Origin of the sequence: uncultured Tessaracoccus sp. (assembly GCF_947255005.1) — a bacterium.
Classification (GTDB): domain Bacteria; phylum Actinomycetota; class Actinomycetes; order Propionibacteriales; family Propionibacteriaceae; genus Arachnia.
In genome coordinates this window covers 1-2,952 of sequence record NZ_CAMYFI010000128.1, presented here as the reverse complement: position 1 = coordinate 2,952, position 2,952 = coordinate 1, and the positions used below count along the sequence as shown (strand labels likewise).

Sequence of the window (2,952 nt, the reverse complement as noted above, 5' to 3'; positions counted from 1 at the left end):
GAACGAAACCCAGGGCGATTCACAGTGACTGCAGCTTTCTAGCGAGTCAGCTGGGTTTGGGAAGGTGGACCTTTTCAGCGCAGAGTAGTTCGGCTGGTTGTTCGTAGGCGCCGAGGCAGTAGGTTGCTTTGGAACCCCACATGCTGTCGGGGTTGTCCCCTTGGGGTAGGTCAGTTCTGCTGAAAAACTGTCCCTCTACAGTGATGCGTTCATCAGGGGTTATGGTGTCTCCGTTTGGTAGGCGCACTGCGGCGCCACCCTCTATCGGTTTGGTGCCGCTTGGCCAGATTATCCACCGCTGATGGTCGTTGACATCGCGAAGCTCCCAACAACCGTTGTCCATGAGCTTCACCACCCCTTCGACGCTAGTGAGTTCGCCCGCTAGTTTGGGTATTCCATCAGCTGCGATAGGGGTGTCGCCCGCGAGATCATTGGAACATCCAGTAAACATCAGACAACCAGCTATCCCGATCGCGAATCGCGTGGCTGTGTGCCGTTCAAGTTTCATGGCCGACCTTGTGCTATCCGCTTCTTCGGTATGAGCAGGATGACCCCGGTGATGAGCAGACTCGCACCGACGATCAGGAGGACTGGACTAAGTAGTGCGGTAGAGGCGCTGCTGCTTGGCGTTCCATGCAGGCGGGCGGAACCAACCTCATCGGTGGGGCCTTCTACCCGAGCCAGTTGGTTCTCTGTCTCGGCAAACTCTTGGAGATCTTGGAAGGAAGCTTCCTTCTGCCACGTATTGTCTTGGATTGTGAGGATCGAGTCATCCTGGGGCGTGAACGTAACGCGAGCACCACTGGTGGGGTCTTCGATCAGTTTCGCATTGGGGAGATTCACCAGCGATTCGAGCATGGAGGCGTCGTCGCGTGCGTTATCCACGACCGCTAGTTCGAGGACACCTTGAGCGTTCTCCCAGAGGGTCGCTGTGCCGGCAGGGTTGCCCGCAATGCTGAACGGGGTTACCCACTGGTTTGCTTCGACGAGCTCCGAGCTGTCATCGAAGGCGTAGAGGGCGACTGGAATCCCCAAAGTGACATGTTCTAGATCCGATGCAGACATCCCCCACTGCTCGTCGGAGCGGACCTCACTGACCTCAGCAGGTCCAGGGCCTGCGAGCCACGCGCTCACGCTGTTAGGAATCTCCGGCTCGGGGTCGGGCGATGCTGTAGCAGGTAACGCAAAGGTTACGAGCGTTGCAGCGAATACGATCAACAGTATTCCCGGAGCTCTCATTTCTGCCTCCCCATCCCAGTTCGTGAATGAGTCCATTGCCAAGTGGAGTTGTTCACGAGGTAGGTGTATCTCCCAGACTTGATGGTCCCAGACGCAGGGTCGTTCCACGAGTAGGTGTAATATTTACCGCCTGGATTCCAGGTGTACCCACGGAGGACGACGACATGACCGGTTCGTTTCCCACTCGAGTGATAGCCGTAGCGCACCATGATTGGGCGCTTTTGATCTATCAACGTTCGGGCAACGCTCTCCGCTGTTGGCCCGCCGACCCTCCAGCCATCAGTGATACCGTACGCGTCCAATGCGCGCTGAATGTCTCTACCGAATGAGCCTGGCTCGTTCGGGCACGAAGTTGAGGCCTTCCCCTTCTTGACCACAGAACACTGGGAAGGCTTGCTCCCCGTCAAGTAGTTGATGATCATCAAGGAGGAAGCCGCCCAGCACCAGTTGGACCGTTCTTGCTTGAAGTTGGGGAGGGTGAACACAGAAGCTCCGGCCATGCTCGTCCCGATGAACAACATCCCGGTGATGAGCAGCGCTAGCGCTGTCTTGTGGAGCTTCCACCTCGATTTATTCCCCATGATGATCCCCAATCTCCATTGATCGCTAAGCGAAGTATAACCGGACGGGCTTCTCGTGGTTGACGTGGGACCTGCGTAACGACGGACATGCTCAAATGGCGAAGCTGTAGAGACTTGCCGGAACCTTGACTGCCGAAGATGCAGCCTCAGCCAGAAAGCAGGCTCTCTGTTGAGGCTGTCATCGTAGGGAGACCCCTATATGGTCCCTTGCCAGCACCCGATATTGCGTGCGATATAGCAGGGTGTCACGGGGGGTCTCCTTTCTAACAGTGAGAAGAGATGGGAGGCAAGTATGCCCAAGAGCTGGGTTCCCACCAGCATCACGCTGGTCGCTGGCGGCGTCGGTGGTGCTGCCGCCGCGTCGTTGCTGGGCGCCGGTGATCTGAGCGGATGGATTGGTGCCAGCGGAGCCGTTGCGGGTGGAGTGGTGGGGATCTCTGGTCTTCGAGCTGCGCGCCGCCACGAGCTCATGGAATCGGTGGTGTAAGCGTTGGAGCCGCTGATGGGGAAACACGCGAAAGTGGTCGCTCGCCGCTGGAAAGGGTGGCCGGGGGTGCCGCAGCGGGTCATCATCGACTACGACCCGGTGGCCAAAGAGCACGATCCGGGCTGGCGTCAGGCAGCGTTGGAGGCAGTGCAGCGGCGGCTCGCGATTGACGTGCGGATCACCAAGCACGATCAACGCCGCCGCCGGCTCATCATTGATGCTGCAGAAACACAACCCGAACCGGATGCGAACCAGGAACGAGTCGCCCGCACCATCAAAGATCTGTTCGAGCAAGAAGCACGGGTGTCGGACATCACCATCTCCGAAGGGGCAGTGTCGCAGGTTGCGGTGCAGCGCATTCCCACCACCAAGGTGGCCTCAAGTCCTGGCTATCGCACCAAGGTGGAGCGCACCTTCGGCACCGTGCATCAAGGATGTTGGCGGTGCAAATGGGATCTTCAAAGCGACAGCGTACTGTTCCAGGTGCGGCCAGAGTTTCCGAAGATGGTCGCCTTGCCCAGGCTCGACGTCGATCCGGACAAGGACGTGCTCAGGGCCTACGACAAGGTCGCCATCGCGTTTGGTGTCGATGTGAATCGCCCTGGGTTTCGTTCCGTTCTTCAAGCAAGGATGGAATCGATGAAT

4 protein-coding genes are annotated in these 2,952 nt (G+C 58.3%); 2 read left to right on the top strand and 2 right to left on the bottom strand.

Going from position 1 to position 2,952, the window contains the following annotated elements; all coding sequences use genetic code 11:
• Positions 1-504: 504 nt before the first annotated feature.
• Positions 505-1,134 (bottom strand): hypothetical protein, encoded by a 630-nt coding sequence (locus tag Q0X61_RS13160; RefSeq protein WP_297743336.1) that lies wholly within the window; start codon positions 1,132-1,134, stop codon positions 505-507.
• Positions 1,135-1,235: 101 nt separating this feature from the next.
• Positions 1,236-1,739, bottom strand: a complete 504-nt coding sequence (locus tag Q0X61_RS13475; protein ID WP_367270756.1) for a papain-like cysteine protease family protein — start codon at positions 1,737-1,739, stop codon at positions 1,236-1,238.
• A gap of 373 nt (positions 1,740-2,112) precedes the next feature.
• On the opposite strand from Q0X61_RS13475, the gene Q0X61_RS13155 reads away from it, so the two are divergent.
• Positions 2,113-2,307, top strand: coding sequence for a hypothetical protein (locus tag Q0X61_RS13155; protein ID WP_108870515.1), 195 nt, complete (start codon positions 2,113-2,115; stop codon positions 2,305-2,307).
• A gap of 15 nt (positions 2,308-2,322) precedes the next feature.
• A partial coding sequence (locus Q0X61_RS13150) for a hypothetical protein (protein WP_297743334.1) occupies positions 2,323-2,952 on the top strand: 630 nt, incomplete at its 3' end.

Coding starts and splice junctions, on each gene's coding strand:
- Q0X61_RS13155 (WP_108870515.1), top strand. CDS start 2,113: ATGCCCAAGAGCTGGGTTCCCACCAGCATCACGCTGGTCGCTGGCGGC.
- Q0X61_RS13475 (WP_367270756.1), bottom strand. CDS start 1,739: ATGGCCGGAGCTTCTGTGTTCACCCTCCCCAACTTCAAGCAAGAACGG.